This window comes from Microbacterium sp. NPDC055442, from assembly GCF_053644215.1.
Map to the genome: position 1 here is coordinate 472,543 of NZ_JBSHLF010000003.1, position 16,764 is coordinate 489,306.

Annotated in this window: 16 protein-coding genes; 8 read left to right on the forward strand and 8 right to left on the reverse strand. The window is 68.8% G+C overall.

Features of this window, described 5'->3' with window-relative positions:
• Positions 1–18 precede the first annotated feature (18 nt).
• Positions 19–1,998, reverse strand: coding sequence for an oxidoreductase (locus ACWIBS_RS09535; protein ID WP_376129105.1), 1,980 nt, complete (start codon positions 1,996–1,998; stop codon positions 19–21).
• Complete coding sequence (locus ACWIBS_RS09540) at positions 1,998–2,195, reverse strand: ferredoxin (RefSeq protein WP_376129104.1); 198 nt, start codon at positions 2,193–2,195, stop codon at positions 1,998–2,000. Before ACWIBS_RS09540 ends, ACWIBS_RS09535 begins: the two co-directional genes overlap by 1 nt.
• 149 nt (positions 2,196–2,344) lie before the next feature.
• Between ACWIBS_RS09540 and ACWIBS_RS09545 the strand changes: the two genes are divergently transcribed.
• From ACWIBS_RS09545 to ACWIBS_RS09560, 4 genes are read left to right on the forward strand one after another with little or no spacing between them, the layout of a single operon-like run.
• A complete protein-coding gene (locus ACWIBS_RS09545) occupies positions 2,345–3,610 on the forward strand; it encodes a cytochrome P450 (RefSeq protein WP_376129102.1) in 1,266 nt (421 codons plus the stop codon).
• A gap of 32 nt (positions 3,611–3,642) precedes the next feature.
• Positions 3,643–4,086 (forward strand): HtaA domain-containing protein, encoded by a 444-nt coding sequence (locus ACWIBS_RS09550; protein ID WP_376129100.1) that lies wholly within the window; start codon positions 3,643–3,645, stop codon positions 4,084–4,086.
• A gap of 47 nt (positions 4,087–4,133) precedes the next feature.
• Positions 4,134–4,457, forward strand: coding sequence for a 2Fe-2S iron-sulfur cluster-binding protein (locus ACWIBS_RS09555; protein ID WP_376129098.1), 324 nt, complete (start codon positions 4,134–4,136; stop codon positions 4,455–4,457).
• 2 nt (positions 4,458–4,459) lie between these two features.
• Entirely contained in the window at positions 4,460–5,725 is a 1,266-nt protein-coding gene (locus tag ACWIBS_RS09560) for an NAD(P)/FAD-dependent oxidoreductase (protein ID WP_376129096.1), read from the forward strand.
• Positions 5,726–5,768: 43 nt separating this feature from the next.
• Here ACWIBS_RS09560 and ACWIBS_RS09565 read toward each other — a convergent pair whose 3' ends face one another.
• Positions 5,769–6,803 (reverse strand): LLM class F420-dependent oxidoreductase, encoded by a 1,035-nt coding sequence (locus ACWIBS_RS09565; RefSeq protein ID WP_376129095.1) that lies wholly within the window; start codon positions 6,801–6,803, stop codon positions 5,769–5,771.
• A 281-nt stretch (positions 6,804–7,084) separates the two neighbouring features.
• On the opposite strand from ACWIBS_RS09565, the gene dctP reads away from it, so the two are divergent.
• Complete coding sequence (gene dctP / locus ACWIBS_RS09570) at positions 7,085–8,350, forward strand: TRAP transporter substrate-binding protein DctP (RefSeq protein WP_454136912.1); 1,266 nt, start codon at positions 7,085–7,087, stop codon at positions 8,348–8,350.
• A 138-nt stretch (positions 8,351–8,488) separates the two neighbouring features.
• On the opposite strand, the gene ACWIBS_RS09575 is transcribed toward dctP, so the two are convergent.
• Genes ACWIBS_RS09575 through ACWIBS_RS09585 form a run of 3 tightly spaced genes read right to left on the reverse strand, consistent with a single transcriptional unit; the run spans position 8,489 to position 10,668 of the window.
• Entirely contained in the window at positions 8,489–8,860 is a 372-nt protein-coding gene (locus tag ACWIBS_RS09575) for a nuclear transport factor 2 family protein (RefSeq protein ID WP_376129091.1), read from the reverse strand.
• Between the two features lie 29 nt (positions 8,861–8,889).
• The gene (locus ACWIBS_RS09580; RefSeq protein WP_376129089.1) at positions 8,890–9,798 is read right to left on the reverse strand and encodes an acyl-CoA thioesterase; all 909 of its coding nucleotides are present in this window, start codon (positions 9,796–9,798) and stop codon (positions 8,890–8,892) included.
• A gap of 3 nt (positions 9,799–9,801) precedes the next feature.
• Entirely contained in the window at positions 9,802–10,668 is an 867-nt protein-coding gene (locus ACWIBS_RS09585) for a 3-hydroxyacyl-CoA dehydrogenase family protein (RefSeq protein WP_376129087.1), read from the reverse strand.
• Between the two features lie 112 nt (positions 10,669–10,780).
• On the opposite strand from ACWIBS_RS09585, the gene ACWIBS_RS09590 reads away from it, so the two are divergent.
• From ACWIBS_RS09590 to ACWIBS_RS09600, 3 genes are read left to right on the forward strand one after another with little or no spacing between them, the layout of a single operon-like run.
• On the forward strand, positions 10,781–12,298 hold the full coding sequence (locus tag ACWIBS_RS09590; protein WP_376129085.1) for a class I adenylate-forming enzyme family protein: 1,518 nt from the start codon (positions 10,781–10,783) through the stop codon (positions 12,296–12,298).
• Positions 12,295–13,113 (forward strand): enoyl-CoA hydratase/isomerase family protein, encoded by an 819-nt coding sequence (locus ACWIBS_RS09595; RefSeq protein ID WP_376129083.1) that lies wholly within the window; start codon positions 12,295–12,297, stop codon positions 13,111–13,113. Before ACWIBS_RS09590 ends, ACWIBS_RS09595 begins: the two co-directional genes overlap by 4 nt.
• On the forward strand, positions 13,110–13,595 hold the full coding sequence (locus ACWIBS_RS09600; RefSeq protein ID WP_376129081.1) for a PaaI family thioesterase: 486 nt from the start codon (positions 13,110–13,112) through the stop codon (positions 13,593–13,595). The genes ACWIBS_RS09595 and ACWIBS_RS09600 overlap by 4 nt, the downstream gene beginning before the upstream one ends.
• Here the strand turns inward: ACWIBS_RS09600 and ACWIBS_RS09605 are convergent.
• Positions 13,547–15,172, reverse strand: a complete 1,626-nt coding sequence (locus ACWIBS_RS09605) for an FAD-dependent oxidoreductase (RefSeq protein WP_376129080.1) — start codon at positions 15,170–15,172, stop codon at positions 13,547–13,549. The genes ACWIBS_RS09600 and ACWIBS_RS09605 overlap by 49 nt on opposite strands.
• A 2-nt stretch (positions 15,173–15,174) precedes the next feature.
• The gene (locus ACWIBS_RS09610; RefSeq protein WP_376129149.1) at positions 15,175–16,764 is read right to left on the reverse strand and encodes a class I adenylate-forming enzyme family protein; all 1,590 of its coding nucleotides are present in this window, start codon (positions 16,762–16,764) and stop codon (positions 15,175–15,177) included.

Consider the following 16,764-nt stretch of genomic DNA (forward strand, 5'->3'; position numbering starts at 1 on the left):
GCCCCCTCTCTCGTCGGTTCACACGGTGCGCGGACAGATCTCCTTCGCGACGGCCAGAGCCTGGCGTGTGGCGTTGACGAGCCGGCGCTGGGCATACGCGTCGCCGACGATGTGCGCGCGCACGCGACCCTCGGCGACGGCCTGCTGCCACAGGGCGGCGTCGCTGACGCCTCCCGCCGCGACGACGACGTGGTCGACGTCGTCGATACGGTGCGTCCTGCCCGAGAAGATGTTGCGCGCGTCCACGCCGGTGGGATCGATGCCGGTGACCTCGGTCATGATCTCCACGCGCACGCCGAGCGCGTCCATCCGGCCGAGCACGGCGCCGATGCTGTAGCGGCCGAGCAGCTGCCCCGGCGCGGGCGACTGGTAGAACATCGTGACCGTCGCCCCGTCCACCGCGAGCTTCTCCGCGACGGCGAAAGGCTGCAGATGGTCCTCGTGCGCGATGAGCACGACGTTTCCTCTCGGCGTCGCGGTGCCGGTGAGCACCTCGGACGCCGTGTGCACGTGGGGGAGCGTCGAGCCGTCGAGCTCTGTCCGGTTGTCGCTCGATCCTGTCGCGAAGACGACATGCGACCCGTCGGCGATCGCAGCGAGATCGGCCTCGGTGAAGCGGCTCCGCATGCGGATGTCCACGCCGAGCCGGCGCAGTCGATCGTGCTGCCAGCGGAGGTAGCCGTCATAGCGCGACCAGGACGGCGCATGCGCGGCGACGGCGAGCTGGCCGCCGAGCGTGGGGCCCGCCTCGAAGAGCGTGACCTTCGCCCCCGCCTCCGCGAGGAGCGCGGCGATCTCCATGCCGCCGGGACCGCCGCCGACCACTGTCACGGGGGTCGCCGGGGCCGAGCGGCCGTGATGCCACTCGTGCACGCCCTCGTCGCCCGCGTGCGGATTGACGCCACAGGCGAAGGGCAGGCCGTCGGTGTATCTGCGGTTGATGCAGTCGTTCACGCCGACGCACGGCCGCGTGAGTGACGAGGTGCCGTTCTTGGCATGGACGAGCACATCCGGATCGGCCAGATGCGCGCGCGCCATGCCCACGGCATCCGCGTCTCCCGCAGCGACGATCTCCGCCGCGCGCTGCGCAGAGGAGATGAGTCCCGTGTACAGCACGGGCACCGAGAGCGCCTCGCGATAGTCGCGGGCGATGTGAGACCAGGCGCCCTCCTCATAGAAGTGGGGCTGGATGTAGCTGGGGTTGCCCCAGGTGTTGCCGTGCACGATGTGGACGTAGTCGATGAGTCCGGTCGCGACGAGGTGCTGAGCGATCTCGATGCCCTCTTCACGGCTGAAGAACATGCCGTCCTCGCCGTTGAACCGCACGCCGAGGGCGCGCTCGGCCCCGAGGGCCGCGCGCGCGGCGCGAAGGATCCGCAACGGGAACCGCAGCCGGTTCTCGAAGCTCCCCCCGTACTCGTCCGTGCGTCCGTTGACCTGGGCCGAGGCGAACTGCATCGTGAGGTCTTCATGGTTCATGTGCAGTTCGAGGACGTCGATCCCCGCACGGAAGGCCTGCGCCGACGAGTGCGCGTACTCATCCACGAAGCGGTCGATCTCGGTGGTCGACAGCACGTGCGGCGCGAGCGCGTTCAGCTTCTGGCCGAAGCGGGCGGACGGGGCGTGCGGGTAGCCGCCGTTCAGTGTCAGCTGGGTCGCGGCGAGAGAACCGGCCTCGTGCATGACGTCCACGAAGCGGCCCGTGCGCTCGACGTAGTTCTCGAAGCGGAAGGGCGTGGTCGTCACGGCGCTGAGCCCCTGCGGCTCGAAACCCGTGGGAAGGATGTTGCTGACACGTCCGGGCATCGTCGCCCAGGCGATCTCACCCTGCGCGCGTCGGCGCAGGTAGGCCAGCGCCTTCTCGGCCTCTTCTTCCTTGCCCCACAGGTTTCCGATCGCGGAGGAGTGGGGCGGCATCACGACGCGCGAGCGCAAGGTGAGAGGGCCGATGCGCAGGGGCTCGAAGAGCGAGGTCTGCTCGGCCGGCCCCCGGGACATCACTCGCCGCCGATGCGGATCGCGCGTTCGGGGCAGTTGCCCTGCGCTGCTCGCGCTGCCTCGCGCTCTTCCTCCGTCTGCGGCTGCTTCTTCACGTAAGCGAGGCCGGTCTCGTCGCTGATCTCGAACAAGTCCGGTGCCATCATCAGGCACACGCCGTGACCCTGACATACCTTCTGGTCAACACTTACGTCCATGCCATGCTCCTCACCTTTGGGGTTGGCTGGCCCGCGCATCGATGCCCGGGCCCCGTGGTCTTGAAATACTATGATAAATGTTATGCTAGATACAATCTGGTAGGGACCACAGCTAGTTCCCGTCAACACGAAGAAGTGGAGATACACCGATGAGCGGACCGGTTCGCGGGCCTGTGGTCGAATTCGACCACAACTCGAAAGAACACAGTGCGGATACTGTCGCCAGTTACCGCCACCTGCGCGAGCAGGCGCCCGTCGCCTGGACCGAGGCGTGGGGCGGGTACTGGGTGCTGAGCGGCTACGACGCCGTCTTCGACGCCGCGCGCGATGACGACCTCTTCAGCTCCGCGCGCCTGGAGGAGTTCGGCATCACGGGGCAGTCGATCACCCTGCCCCAGAAGCCCATGCACATCCACCTTCCGATCGAGCTCGATCCGCCGGAGTCGCAGAAGTACCGGTCGATCATGAACAAGCTGATCACCCCCAAGCAGGTTGCAAAGCTCTTGCCGATGATCGACAAGTACGTCGACATGTTCATCGACGAGCTCATCGAGTCCGGTGAAGCGGACTTCTCCACGCTGACCGGCGTGCCCGCTCTCGTCACGATCACGTGGCTCGGCATGCCGACGAAGGACTGGCGGCGCCACGCGGCGTTCCACCGGGCCGTGCTGGCGGAGCCCGTCGGCAGCGAGGGGTACAAGCAGGCCGTCGAGGTCGAGCTTCCGTACCTGACCAAGCAGATCGAAGACGTCATCGCTGAGCGTCGCCTCGACCCGCAGGATGACGCGATCAGCTTCATCGTGACGCAGGAGATCGACGGCCGGCCGCTCACCGATGAAGAGGCCTTCGCGATGATCGAGCTCCTCATCTCGGGTGGCGTGGGCACCACCGCAGCCCTCTCGGGCCAGGCGCTGGTGTGGCTCTCGGAGAACCCCGAGATCCGCGCGGAGCTCCGCGAGAACCCGGAGCGCATGCAGAACGCCGTGGAGGAGTTCCTCCGGGTCTTCAGCCCCACCCAGGCGCTTTCCCGCACGATCACGCGAGACGTCGACTTCCACGGAGTGAGCATGAAGCGCGGCGATCGCGCGCTGCTGTCCTGGGCCTCGGCGAACCGCGACGGAGCCGACGCGGGCGACACCCCCGACGAGGTCGACATCACGCGCTCCCCGAACCGTCACCTGGCCTTCGGCGTCGGCAGCCACCGGTGCGCCGGTTCGCACCTCGCGCGGCCGATGGCGCGCTCGATCCTGCAGAAGATCATCACGCGCATGCCCGACTACAAGGTCGACACCGCGCACACCGAGCGCTACGCCGCTCAGGGCGTGAACACGGGCTACCTCCGGGTCCCGGCCACGTTCACGCCCGGCGTGAAGGTCTACGAGGACGAGTCGCTGAGCGACTTCGAACGGGACTGACCATGGCGACCCCACCTTCCCAGGAGGCGCCCGTGCGCGGCCTGCGTTGGGGGATCAAGGCGAGCTTCATCCGGTATGTCGCAGGCATGCCCGACGGCGTGATGTCGGTGACCGACGGCGCCGTGGACACCCCTGAGGGGTTCCTCTTCCCCGTGCGCGATTCGACGCAGTTCGATCCGCGCACGGGGATGGGGCGCATCCGGTTCGCGGGCGACGTGCGCTTCCGGGCGCACGGCGGCGCGCTCCAGCTGCGCATCGCGGAGCCGGAGCTCGTCGCCGACGAGAACGGCGCCACGCTGTTCGTCGGGGCGGTCGGCGATACGCGCCTTCCCGTGGCGGCCCTGTCCGCGCCGCGGCCCGCTCAGGGCGGCGGGATCGAGATCAGCGCGACCCTCACCGCCGAAGCCGTGCCGTACTTCAACGACGTCTATGCCGCGGGAACGGCGCTGGACCCGATCGTGATCCGTGGAGTTTGAACAGCTGCTCGCGCAACGAACAGCTTCCGAAGGAAAGGAACGTCACCATGTCCGCACAGGTGACCTATGTCTCGGCCTCTGGTGAGGAAGTGACTTTCGAGGGCGACGCAGGCGATTCCGTCATGGAGGTCGCCACGCGAAACGGGCTGTCCACCATCGTGGCCGAATGCGGCGGGTCGATGTCGTGCTCCACGTGCCACGTGTTCGTCGACGAGGCCAGCAGCGGTCTCTTCGAGCCGCTCACCGAGCTCGAGGACGAGATGCTCGACACGACCGCGGTCGACCGCGAGGAGTGCTCGCGGCTGTCATGCCAGCTGGTCCTGCCCGACGGGGCCGTTGTCCGCGTGACGACTCCTGAGACGCAGATGTGACCATGGGGCACGGCACAGTCATCGTCGGGGCCTCGCAGGCCGGAGTCCAGGTCGCCGCGAGCCTGCGCGACGCGGGATACACGGAGTCGATCACCTTGATCGACGGTGCGCATCATGAGCCCTACCAGCGACCGCCGCTGTCCAAGGACTTCCTCGCGGGAACCGTCGAGGCGCAGGGGCTGCGCTTCCGGCAGCGCGACTACTACGAGACGCACGGCATCACCCTCGCCCTCGGCTCCGCCGCGGTCGAGGTCCGCCGCGTGGGCGATGGCGGAGTCGTCGTCACGGAGGACGGTACGGAGCACCCGTACGAGCGCCTGGTGATCGCCGTCGGCGCGCAGTCGCGGGAGCTCGTGCTCCCGGGCGCCGAACTCGACGGAGTCCTGACGCTGCGCGACGCGGATGACGCGGACCGCGTGCGCGCGGCGCTGGAGACGGCGCAGGACGTCATCGTCATCGGCGGCGGATTCATCGGCCTCGAAGTGGCCGCGAGCGCCCTCAAGCACGGGAAGAGCGTCACGGTGCTCGAAGCCGCGCCCCGCATCATCGGCCGGGCGGTCGGCGAGGAGACCAGTTCCTGGTTCCTCGACGCTCACCGCAGCCGCGGGATGACCATCGAGGTGGACGCGCGCCTGGTGCGTTTCCACGAGCGCGACGGCCACGTCAGCGGTGTCGAGCTGGCTGACGGCAGGATCCTTCCCGCCGATGTCGTGGTCGTCGGCATCGGCGTCGTGCCGCGCACCGACCTCGCCGCGCAGCTGGGCCTGGGGATCGACAACGGCATCGTCGTCGACGAGTTCATGGTGGCCTCGGACGGACGCACCCTCGCGATCGGCGATGTCGCCAATGCGCCCAACCCCTACGACCGCGTGCGGTCGGCGATGGCGCGCGTGCGGCTCGAGAGCGTCAACAACGCGATCGAGCAGGCCCGCACGGCGGCGGCGACGATCCTTGGCGCGCCCCAGCCGTATCAGGCGGTCCCCTGGTTCTGGTCGAACCAGGGCGACCTGCGTCTGCAGATGGCGGGGCTCAACGTCGGGCACGACCGTGTCGTGATCCGCGGCGATCAGGATGCCCCGAAGTTCTCGGTGATGTACTACCGCGGCGACACGCTGCTCGGCGCCGACTGCGTGAACTCCCCCGTGGATTTCATGGCGGTGAAGTCCGCCCTGATGAAGGGCCAGAACATCCCGCCCGACGCGGCGACGTCGGATGCGCCGCTGAAGACGCTGGTCGTGGATCACTCGATCCCGAGCGGCTCGAACTGACTCTCGCCCGGGGCTGCCGCGACAGCCCCGGGCGAGTCCTCGCTCAGGCGCCGTCCACGAGTTCCCGCATGCGGCGCACGGTTGCAGCCGGGTCGCCGGCGACCGGCTGGATCATGAGGTTCGTCACGCCGGCCTCTTCGAATGCGGCGATGCGCTCCCTGACGTAGCTCTCGGGGCCGACGAGGTTCAGGCTCTCGAGGAGGTCGAGGGGGACCATCGCTTCGGCCTCTCGCTTCTTGCCGTCCAGATACAGGTCCTGGATCTTCTTGGCCTCGGCCTCCCAGCCGAGTTCGCAGACCAGGTCGTTGTAGAAGTTCTTGTTCCGTGCGCCCATGCCGCCGATGTAGAGGGCGAGCATCGGGCGGGCCAGGTCGAGTCGCTGCTTGACGTCCTCTCCGATGGCGACGATGCCGCCGGCGACGACCTCGAGCGGGGCGAGGTCACTCGGGCGGCGACGGCCGCCCTCCGTCAGCGCGTCGCCCCACACGGCACGAGCCCGTTCGGGAACGAACATCGTGGGCAGCCAGCCGTCGGCGTACTCCGCCGTGGCCTCGACGCTCTTCTTCGTGAGGGCGGCGACATAGATCGGCACCGAGGACCGCACCGGCGTCGTGAGCAGCTTCAGGGGCTTGCCGAGGCCCGTTCCCCGCCCCGGGGCGAGAGGGATCTGGACGAGTCCTTCGTGGCGTACCGTCTCTCGGCGCAGCGTGCTCCTGATGATCTCCACGACCTCGCGCATGCGGGTCAGCGGCTTCTCGTAGGGGACGCCGTGGAATCCCTCGATGACCTGCGGGCCGGAAGCGCCAAGCCCCAGGATCGCGCGTCCGCCGGAGACAGAGTCGATGCCCGCGATCGTCTGGCCGAGGGCCGTGGGTGTGCGCGAGTAGATGTTGATGATCGCGGACCCGATCTCGACGCGGCTCGTCTTCGCCGCGAGGTAGCCCATCAGGCTCGGTGCGTCGAACCCGTAGGCCTCGGCCACCCACACGGTGTCGAGTCCGGCGTCCTCGAGGGCCAGGACGGAGTCGGCGACCACGCGCGGGTCCCCCGCGTAGTCGAGCGCCGTGGAGAGCTTCATGTGTCGTCCTTCAGTTAAAGATGCCAATCAAACGAATGGTTGCCCAGTAAGGCTAGTGTTCGCCGGATTTTAGTGGAAGAGTATCGATCACCAAACGGTTGGTAGTGAACTCGAGGATGAGTGAAACGCTTCCGGCCGATCGTGTCCGCGAACCTGACGACGGAGACGATCCGCCGTGGCGTGCGGCGTGTCGGGTTCGAGGCCGAGTGGTCCCACACATGGAAGAGGAGAACGACATGTCAGCGAAATCGAGCCGATCCGCAGTGACGCGGGGCGTGCAGATGTCCGCAATCGTGGTCGCGTCGGTACTGGCACTGACCGCCTGCGGCGGCGGCGGCGGTGGGGAGGGCGGGTCCACGGCGGAGCCGAGTTCGGGCGGAGTGCCGTACGGCGCTTCGAAGGCCGAATACCAGGCGGCCTTCGAGGACATCGACCCGATCACCCTCATCACGCAGACGGCGGGTGCGCCCGGCAACGTGACGAGCGAGTACTTCGAGGCGTACCAGGATGCCATCACCGACTGGTCGGGAGGCAAGATCACCTTCGAGACGAACTACGCCTACTCGATCGCTCCCCCTACGGAGGTGAGCGCGGCCATCGCCGATGGGCGACTGGACATGTCTTACACCATCCCGGCGTACCACCCGGAGGAGCTGCCGACCGCCAACGCGCTGATCGACATGAGCATCTCGGGGCAGCAGACGCCGCTCGTGGGGTACCTGCAGCTGATGGGCTGGTCGGTGGAGCTCTCTCTGGCCTCGGAGGAGATCCGCTCCGAGTTCGAGCGGATGGATCTGTACCCGCTCCTGCCCGTCTACTCCCTCGGCCCCGACGTCTTCACCTGCGCCGAGCCGCGCTCCGACCTCGCCGAGCTCCAGGGTGCGACGGCGCGCATGGGTGCGCGTCTGCACGCTGAGCAGCTCGGTGCACTGGGTGTCCAGGGCGTGAGCATGTCGCTCGCCGAGATCTACGAGGCCCTTCAGCGCGGTGTCATCGACTGCACGGTCATCAACCCGCTCACCGCGTCGATCACGGGAACGATCGAGATCGCCCCGAACGCGCGGTACGTACCCGAGACCGGCTTCTCCGGAGGCGTCGGAGCGCTCGTGATCAACAACGATCTCTTCGCGTCGCTGCCGCTCCCCGCGCGCCAGCTGCTCCACGACCGGCTGGATGTCTTCGTTGAGGCCCAGATCGCCAGCGTTCAGGGCGCGTTCCTCGAACTCGTCACCGCGACCGAGGAGCACGGCGGCACCGTCGAGGTGTTCGAGCAGGACGTGCGCGACGCGCTCGCCGAGGTGAACGCCGACATCATCGAGGCCAGCAAGACGTCCCTGACCGGCGTCGCCGACCCGGGTGCGTTCGTCGACACCTCCGAGGCCGCCATGAAGCGGTGGTATGACATCGTGGTCGACCTCGGCTACGACCCGGAGATCACCTACGACGACTTCGCCCAGTGGCAGGCGGCGCAGCCGGCCGACGTCTTCGGGCCCTTCCTCGACGCGCTGTTCGGAGGCGATGTGCTCAGCGCCAGCCGGCCTTCCTGACCGCGCTGTTCCCCGCTCCCCCTGGCCCGTCGCGGGTCGGGGGGAGCGGTGCGTTGTGGCGGCGCCGCACGGGAACGGCCCCCGAGGGGTGCGTGAACAAGTCGCACCGCCTCGAGGGCCGTCGTGTCTCGGGTCGGGTCAGCCTTTGATGAGCGGCACGACGACGGCGGTGTCGTACCAGGAGGCGACCTTCGTGATGTGGGTGCCGTCCGTGTCGATGAAGTCGACGGCGTCGAACTCCACTTCCGTGCCGTTGGGCAGTGTGCCCTCGAACCGGATCTCGATCGCGGCGACGGTGCCGTCGATGAGGGTGCGCACCGGGATGTCCTCGTGCTCCGCGAACTGACGGACGACCGCGGTGAGCAGCTTGACGGCCTTCTCGCGTCCGACCGAGGTCAGGCTCATCCCGTGCTGGATGGTGACATCGGGGTGGAAGAGGCTCGCGAGCTCCTCCCACTTGTGATTGTTCACCGCGTCGAAGTAAGCGTCGACGAGTTCTTGCGTGGACATGGCGTCTCCTTGGGGGTGCGGGTGCGGGTTCAGTGTCGAGGGGGGCGGATGCTGCCCTGCTGGGCGATCGTGCAGAGGATCCGGCCGTCGCGCGAGAAGACGTCGGCGATGCCCAGGCCTCGCCCGCCGTGCATCGCCGGCGACCGCAGATCCATCAGCATCCAATCGTCCACGCGTGCGGGACCGTGGAACCACAGGGAGTGGTCCAGGGACAGGCCGCTCGCCGAGCCGTCGCCGAACCACAGTCCGTGCGGCTTCAGGCACGCGTCGAGCATGCACATGTCGCTGGCGAAGGCGAGCAGGGGTGCGGCTTCGCGAGGATCCATCCGCCCCGCATCGCCCGCCCGCATCCACGCCATCGAGTGCGGGTCGCGCTCGCCGCGCTCGGCGGAGAGCCGGGGCGGCGACGTGACATAGCGCAGGTCGAAGGCGGAGCGGTGATCCCAGTACCTGTAGGTGTCGGCGAATGCGCCCAGCTGCTCGCCGACGTTCGGCAGTGCGGTCGGCGGGGGCGCCGCCGGCATCACGTCCTGGTGCGCGGGGCCTTCGCGCTCGATCGAGAACGTCGTCTCCGCCCGGAGCATGACGTTGCCGTCCTGCAGGACTTCGACGCAGCGCCAGGCGGACGAGGCGCTGTCGCGCACGACCTCGACCTCGATGTCGACCGGAAGATCGGCGCGCCCGGTTCCGACGAAGTAGGCGTGGAGGCTGCGGGGCAGCAGTTCGGGCCTCGTGGTCTGCGTCGCTGCGGACAGTGCCTGGGCGACGAGCAGGCCGCCGTAGGGGACGCGTCCCTGCGTCGCGAGCGGAGCGCCCGTGAAGGCGGTGCCGTCGCGGGGAGTGAGCTTCAGGACCTCGCGGAGAGTGGCGAATGCGGCTCCGCCGGGGTCCGCCGGAGCCGCATCCTTCGCAGAGGTCGCGGGAGTGGATTCCCGCATCGATTACTGCGCCTCGCCGTAGTCGCTGAAGCCGCGACCGGTCTTGTAGCCGTAGTGGCCCGCGTTGACGAGCGCGCGCAGCTGCTGCGTGGGGCGGAAGCGATCGCCGTAGTGGTGCGTCATCGCCTCCGACGCCTTGACGAACGTGTCCAGTCCGCCCATGTCGGCGGTCTGCAGCGGGCCCATCGCGTGGTTGAACGCGAGCTGGCAGGCGCGGTTGACGTCTTCGGGCGTCGCGACGCCCTCCTCGACGATCCGCATCGCCTCGACGGCGAGCATCATGATGAGGCGCGAGGTGAGGAAGCCCTGCGTGTCCTTCTGGCACACGATGGTCTCCTTGCCGTAGCGCACCGCGAGCTCCTCCATCGCGGCGAGCGTCTCATCGCTCGTCTCGACGCCGCGGATGATCTCGATCAGGCGCATGACGGGCGGCGGGTTGAACCAGTGGGTGCCGATGACGCGGTCGGGGCGCCCCGTGGCGCTCGCGATCTTCGAGATCGCGAACTGGGACGTGTTGGAGGCGAGGATGACCTCGGGGCGGGCCACGGCGTCCAGTCGCCGGAAGACCTCCTGCTTGGCGTCGATGTCCTCGACGATCGACTCGACGGCGTGATCGGTGTCGCGCGCGACGGCTTCCAGGTCGGTGCTCGTGGAGATGCGGCTGCGAGCCGCCTGAGCATCGACGTCGGTCAGCTCGCCCTTGCGGACCATGCGCTCCAGGCTGCGGTCGATGCGGCGGAGCCCCCGGGCGAGGTCCTCCTCGCGGATGTCGACGAGGGTGACCTCGAGGCCGGCGACTGCGGCGACCTGCCCGATGCCGTTGCCCATCTGGCCGCCACCGCCGACCACCATCACTTTGTTGATCGTCATTTCTTGCCCTTCGATGTGTGCGACTCGCCGAGTTCGTCGACGATCGGTATCCGGCCGGAGCCGGGTCTTTACAACTTACCAACCGATTGGTAGTTTCAGCAATATGCCGGAGATGAGTGATTGGGCGCGGTTCTGGGCTCGATTCGGGGCTGATCGCCCCGCGTTGCTGTCGGACCAGCTCACGATGACGTGGGGTCAGCTGAACGACGGATGCGGAGAGCTCGCCGCGGGACTTCATCGTGAAGGGCTGAAGAAGGGCGACCGACTCGGCTGCCTCATGCGGAACAGCCCCCACTACTTCGAGTTGCTGCTCGCCTGCAGCCGCATCGGCGTCATCTTCGTGCCGCTGAACCCCCTGCTCACGGGCAGCGAGCTGGAAGCCGTCGCCGGTGACGCGGGCCTGGCCGCGCTCGTGACCGATGCGACCTTCGTCGACGCGCTCGGACCCCTCGAGGGCATCGTCGGAGCCTCGCGGATCTTCTTCGTCGGCGAGGCGCCGGCAGGCGGGCGGCCGCTGGGCGGACTCCGCGCGCACGGGCGGATCGAGCGTTCGGAGCGGATGACGGCGGCCGACCCCGCGATGATCTGCTACACGAGCGGCACGACCGGCCGTGCCCGCGGTGCCGTGCTGACGCAGGGCAACCTCGCGGGGGTCGCGGCGAGTGCCGGCACGATCGACGGACTGACCTATCAGGATCGTGCGATCGTCACCGTCCCGCTCGCCTTCACCGGAGCCGGCGTCTCCTTCGGCGTCCCGCTCATGGCGTGCGGCGGATCGATCGTGATCCGCCAGGAACTCGTGCCGAGGCTCGTCCTCGACGACATCGAGACCAACGGCGTCTCGTTCATCGGCGTCGTGCCGCTCGTCCTGGAGCGGCTCGCCGCCGAACCCGACTTCGACGAGCGCGATCTGAGCGGCCTGCGCATCATGAAGTCGGGCGGCGCGATGGTGCCCGAGCACCTCATCCGTCTCTATCAGTCCCGCGGTGTCGGCATGGTCAACGCCTACGGCCTGACCGAGGGCACCGGTCTGAATCTGGAGCTTCCCGCTCACGAGGCGATCGCCCGTCTCGGGTCGGTCGGGGTGGCGCTCATGGGCCAGGATGCAATGGTCGTCGATGACGGCGGGCGCCCCGCGCAGCCGGGCGAGCGTGGAGAGCTCCTGCTGTCGGGCGCATGCGTCATGAAGGAGTACTGGGACGATCCCGAGGCCACGGCCGCCGCTCTCTCGGATGGCTGGCTTCGCACGGGGGACATCGCGACCGTCGACGAAGACGGGTACTTCCGCATCGTCGACCGGTCCAAGGACATGATCATCTCCGGGGGGATCAACATCTACCCCGCCGAGATCGAGAATGTCCTCGCCGCACATCCCGACATCGTCGAGATCGCCGTCGTCGGTGTGCCCGACGACGAATGGGGGGAGACTCCCGTCGCGTGCGTCGTCACGACGAATCCGGATCTGGACCTCGCGCAGCTCAACGACTTCGCGAAGTCGAGCCTCGCCCGGTTCAAGCAGCCCAGGCGCCTCGAGATCCGCACCGAGCCGCTGCCGCGCGGGATGAGCGGAAAGCTCCTCAAGCGCGATATCCGCGCGGAGCTGGTCTCTCGAACCAAGGAGCAGGCATGATCTCCCCAGACACCGATTCGATCGCCGTCCGGCGGGAGGGGCCCGTGACGGTCCTCCGCTTCACCCGGCCGGACAGCCTGAACGCCCTGTCGTTCGGGATGCTGCGGCATTTCCACGACATCCTCGACGACCTGCTCTACGACTACGAGCAGCGCGTCGTCGTGCTCGAAGCAGAGGGGCGCGCGTTCTGCGCCGGCATCGACCTCTACGACGTCACGGGCGGACAGCAGTGGGTCGAGGGGGTCGGGCGGGTTCAGGCGACCTATGGCCTCCAGGAGGCGGTCGGGCGGCTCATCACGAAGCTCCGCCGGATCCCGCAGCCGGTCATCGCCGTCGTCAACGGGCTCGCCGTGGGCGGCGGCTTGTCGATCGCCTGCGCGGCAGACGTGCGGATCGGGGAGCCCGCCGCGCGATTCAATCCCGCCTTCGTCAAGCTCGCGGCATCGGGCGGCGACATGGGATCGTCGTGGCTGCTGCCGCGGATCATCGGCTTTGAGGCCGCGGCGGCCATCCTGCTCACGGGACGCAATATCGACGCCGACGAGGCTCTGCGGCTGGGGCTGCTCACGAGCGTCGTCGAGGCGGGGGCCGGAACGGCCGCCGCCCTCGCGCTCGCCGAGGAGATGTGCGCGCTCGCCCCCTTCACGACCCGTATGACGAAGTCGCTCCTGAACCTCTCGCGCGACGGCGCGTCGCTGGATCAGATGATCGAGTACGAGAACAGGACCCAGGTGATGATGACGTCTACGGCCGACTTCACGGAGGCGACCACGGCATTCGTGGAGCGCCGTACGCCGAGCTTCGGTGACGCATGAGCGCCGATCGCCGTGAAGCGTTCCGGCTGTGGATCAACGAGCTGCCGCTCAGTCGCGAACTCGGCCTCCTCTGCACCGAGATCGGTCCCCGCGGCGCGCGCGGGGAGGTGCGCGCCCGCGATGCGCAGCGCAATCCGGACGGCAACATCTCCGGTGCGCTCATCGCCGCCGCGGTCGACATCATCGGCGGCATCGGGGTCACCGCGGCCTCGGACGGGCTCGGATCGGCGACGGCCGACCTGACGGTCCATTTCCTCGCGCCGGCCAGAGTGGATCCGCTCTCGTTCGAGGTCGAGGTGCTCCGGCAGGGGCGCCGCACGTGCGTACCCCACATCCGCGTCCACGACGCGAATGGTCGGCTGTGCGTCGTCGCGACGGGGACGTGGATGCTGCGCGACACCCCCGTCGCCATCGACGAGCTGCGGTCAGCCGATCACGACGATCGCGCCGAGACGGCCGCAGCGGCGCGTCCGGCCCGGTAGCCGAAGGTCAGGGCGGGGCCGAGCGTCCCGCCCGCACCGCCATAGGTCATGCCCGTGACCCCCGCCATCGCGTTGCCCGCCGCGTGCAGTCCCTCGATGACACGGCCGTCCACGTCCAGGACCCGGCCGTCCTCGTCGGTCAGCGGTCCGCCCTTCGTGCCCAGCGCTCCGCTGAAGATCTGCACGGCGTAGTAGGGCCCGGCATCCAACGGTCCGAGGGTCTGCTGCGCGCCCGCCCGGGAGCGGTCGCCGCTCCATCCGTCGTACGCGCTCGAGCCGCGCCCGAACGCAGGGTCGGTCGCCTCCTCGGCGCCCGCATTGAACACGGCGATCGTCCGCTCGAGACCGATCGGGTCCACTCCGATCTTGGCGGCGAGCTCGGACGGGGTCCGACCCGACGCGATCCAGGCGGGCGCCTCACCGGCGGGGGGAACCGGGCCGAAGCCGTACTGCGTCAGGTACTCCTGGTCGAAGACGAGCCAGCACGGCAGGTTCGGGTAGTTGAACGTCGTCGCGTCGAACGCGTGGAACCCGCCGCTGAGCGCGTTGTAGTTGGCCGCTTCGTTCACGAAGCGCCGCCCGTCCCTGTTGACGATGATCGAGCGAGGGAGCGTCCGCTCGCGCAGGCACAGCATGGTCTCCATGCCCTCTTTCGTGGGCATCTGCCAGACGGGTGCCCACCAGGCCTCGCGCATCGTGCCGAGCGCCGCACCCACGCGCATCGCCATGCGCAGACCGTCACCCGTGTTCGTCGGCGGGCTCGCCGGCGTCGTCATGGGGCCGCGCAGGAACGTGCGCACGAGATCGGCATCCCATTCGAAGCCGCCCGTCGCGATGATGACCGACCGGGCGTCGACGTGCTCGAGGCCCTCGGCCGTCTCGATCTCGACGCCCACGACGCGGCCGTCGGAGGTGAGGAGCCTGGTCGCCCGGGCATCGGTCTCGATCGTGGCACCGTGGTCGAGCAGTCCCTTGAGCAGGCCTGCCACGAGCGCCTGGCCTGTCCCGCGCTCGTTGTTGGCGCGGCGGGCTGCGATCAGCTCGGGATCGATCCGTCCGGTTCCGCCGCCGAGAGGCCCCTCGCTGACGCGGATGTGGGCGCCCGCGGTGCGGGTGCGCACGCGGTCGGCCCACGGCCCGAGCTCCCCGAAGGGGAAGAGCTCGCATTCGAGGGATCGTCCCCCGGTGGGCAGGCCGCCGGGATGCTCGGGCTGGTAGTCGGGGTATCCCGTGACGATGTCGAAGCGCAGCGGACTGGTCCGCTCCAGGAAGCGGATCGCTTCGGGACCGGTCGTCACGAGGGTCTCGATCATCTCGCGATCCATGAGCCCGTGCGACAGCGCCATCATGTACTCGATGCCGGCTTCGGTGCTGTCGGCGATTCCCGCCTCGGCCTGGGCGGGGTTGTTCGGCATCCAGACGATTCCGCCTGACATCGAGGTGGTGCCGCCGATGAGCGAGGACTTCTCGAACGCCGCGACGCTCGCACCCTCGGCGCGGGCGGCGAGCGCTGCGGTGAGGCCTGCAGCGCCGCAGCCGAGGACGACGACGTCGAAGCTGCGTCGGGGTGTGCTCACGATCAGGCCTCGTTCTCTCTGGCCGCGAGCGCGGCATCGACGGGAAGAAGGGCCCGGACCTGGTCCTTCATGATCTTCCCCGTCGCGTTGAGGGGGAAAGGCGCGGACACGAACCGCACCTCCTTCGGGCATTTGTAGCCGGCCAGGACGTCCCGGCACGCGCGGAGCACATCCGCGTCGCTCAACTCGCTGTCGGGGTGCGGACGCACGACGGCCACCACGCGCTCCCCCCAGTGGTCGTCGGGCACGCCGAGGACGACGGCTTCGGCCACCGAGGGCAGCTGGTAGATGACGTTCTCCACCTCGGCGGGATACACGTTGAAGCCCCCGCTGACGATCATGTCCTTGAGGCGGCCCGTGACGTAGAGGTAGCCCTCGTCGTCGAGATAGCCGAGGTCTCCGGTCCGCAGCCACCCGTCGACGATGGCGACCTCGTCCGGACGCTGCCAGTACCCGGACATGATGGAGGGCCCCGATACGCGCAGCTCCCCGATCTCTCCGGGTCCGAGTTCCCGGTCGTCCGGCCCGAACACGCGCACGTCGCTGTACATGAGTGGCTTGCCGATCGATCCCGCCTTGCGCACGGCATCCTGCGGCATGAGGCACGACGAGATGCCGCACGACTCGGTGAGGCCGTAGGCCTGGACGAAGACGGAGACGCCGCGGGCCTGGAAGCGCTCCAGGAGCGACACCGGCATGGGTGCGGCCGCGGACAGGATGCGGCGGAAGCAGGTGAGATCGAGATCGGCGAACGCGGGGTGGTCGAGGAGCGATTTGAACACCGTCGGAACGCTCGCCATGTACGTGGGCCGGTCCTCTGCGATGGCGGCGGCGATCGCGGCGGGCGTTCCCTGCTCGAGGATGCGCAGCGTGCAGCCGAGGTGGAGGAACGGCAGGACCCCGGCGAGCATCGCGCCGGAGACGCTGATCGGCAGCGAGATGAGGGGCCGGTCCTCCCTCGTGAAGCCGACATCGACGGCCATGGATGTCGCGACCGACTGGATGTTGCGATGCGTGATCATCGCGCCCTTGGGGACCCCCGTCGTTCCAGACGTGTAGAAGATCCCCGCCGGGGCATCGTCGGAGAAGGGCGCGACCTCGCACGGCGTCGCGTCGGCATCCTCGCCGGGCCAGGCGGCGGCATGGCCCGTGAAGCCCGTGGGTGCCTGGTCGGTGAAGAAGGTCACGAAGTGGGGATGCGCGGAGTGGAGGAGTTCGGCCTGTGCCGCGCGACTCGAATCGGTGATGAGAGCGACCGGTTCGCTGTCGCACATCAGCGTCGTCAGTTCGGCGCCGGCCAGGCGCAGGTTGAACGGGACGAAGACGGCACCGAGCCGCAGGATGGCCATGGTCGCGGCGACGAAGTCCGCGTGGTTGTCGTGGAGCAGCGCCACGCGGTCGCCCGTCGTGACGCCCTCCTCGCGGAGACGGTTAGCGATCTGCCAGATCCGCCGTTCCAGGGCCCGATAGCTCACCGCGCCGGCCGAGGTGACGACCGCGGCGGTGTCCGGGGTGCGTGCGGCGTGGCGCGAGATCCAGGTGGAGACCCCCGGGCGGAACGCGAGTTCCGCCGCGGTCGGCGTCGCAGTCAT